This window comes from Paenibacillus sp. P4_E11 (genome assembly GCF_056401635.1).
The window spans coordinates 1-1,303 of the sequence record NZ_JBFUIX010000495.1 but is presented as its reverse complement, the minus strand read 5'-3'; the positions used below and the strand labels follow the sequence as shown (position 1 = coordinate 1,303).

The following is a 1,303-nucleotide window of genomic DNA, read 5'->3' as shown; positions in this document are numbered from 1 at the left end:
TACATATTTGGACAGTTCTTTGGGCGAAGCAAGCCTTGCATACATCCGAAAAATTACTTTGTACCGTGACTCTATGGCTACCTTCACTTCTTGATCCATGCGGTTGTCCTTCAAGTCAAACAACATTTCGTCCAACTCTTTGCGAAGAACGTAATCAAGCTCCTTGCATTCTCTTTGATTGAATAAAAAACCGAGCATCCGGCGTTCAAGCCCCCTTGGCCGGCAGTCAATATAGTAGATCAAGTTCTGCCGCTTTACTGTTATGCACAGAAATTGGGAAATTTATGAATGAAGTTTCACTTATTTTTTCAAAGCTTCATTAGCCATGGGGTAACCGTGCTTTCGATTAAGGCTGCAACCAGTAAGCTCACTATAAGCAATACAACCAGAGCTGGCATCATCTTCATGAACTGTCGCAATTCTTCAACGAAGGCAGCCCGGCCTCTGGCGCTTAGCATCGTCAAGATTCCCTTGAACACGATCGCCCCAAACCGGATTCCGAATGCTGAAGCCAGCAAGATCGCTGGAATCTCCAAAATCCCATGCGGCAATATCGCTTTCAAGAAGAACCATAGTTGATCCGCATTTACTTGCATTTCCGCCAAATATCCGATAATCATTCCATTAATAACCAAAAAGAATATCGGGATAAATGCTAACAATCCACCTGAGAACACAATCGCTATACTCTTCAGTACATTGTTCAAGAATACGATTCCGAACATATACAGCGTTGAATTCGGCTTATCATCAATCATACGTGCCAGTTCACGGAGACCTTCCAACTGACTTTGCAGAAAAGCATCGAATCGGTCCGAATAAGCATAGCCCATTACGATTCCCGCGGCGAAAACCAATAGCGTTGCATTCATGTACTTCGGCCTAGCCCACAAATAACGAAACAATAATCGGAAATTGAACATGGATGCACTGCCTCCCTTTGTCCCAAATAATATAGCATGAAGCCTGTAGTACGAGCATATAAATGCTGTAAACGTATAAACAAGCTGTCGCGCGACGCTACCGTCTAACGCTGCAAGCGGTGAAGGAGGTTATAGTTCGTGAATTTCTTTTATGTGCTAAATGGCAGGAAAATCAAACAGGTATTCATTATGTGTATTGCCGTTCTATTCGCAGCTGGAATTCTGTACTCAGAGAAAGGAAACATTACTGTGTTCTCGCAAGGTGATCCTTCCGCTATCTATAGCGTAGAAACGGACAAGAAGGTGATCGCTCTTACCTTCGATATTAGTTGGGGGGATAAGCGCACCGAACCTATTCTACAGATCCTACAAGACAAAGG

Annotated in this window: 2 protein-coding genes and 1 pseudogene; 1 reads left to right on the top strand and 2 read right to left on the bottom strand. The window is 43.5% G+C overall.

Annotated features, from left to right (window positions below; genetic code table 11):
- Both AC1DWB_RS35435 and AC1DWB_RS35430 read right to left on the bottom strand, forming a co-directional pair.
- The coding region (locus AC1DWB_RS35435; protein ID WP_477545754.1) for a hypothetical protein at positions 1–198 on the bottom strand (198 nt) is incomplete at its 3' end.
- 110 nt (positions 199–308) lie between these two features.
- Entirely contained in the window at positions 309–923 is a 615-nt protein-coding gene (locus tag AC1DWB_RS35430; RefSeq protein ID WP_477545753.1) for a stage II sporulation protein M, read from the bottom strand.
- A 138-nt stretch (positions 924–1,061) separates the two neighbouring features.
- On the opposite strand from AC1DWB_RS35430, the pseudogene AC1DWB_RS35425 reads away from it, so the two are divergent.
- Positions 1,062–1,303, top strand: a pseudogene (locus AC1DWB_RS35425) (polysaccharide deacetylase family sporulation protein PdaB); the annotation flags it as partial.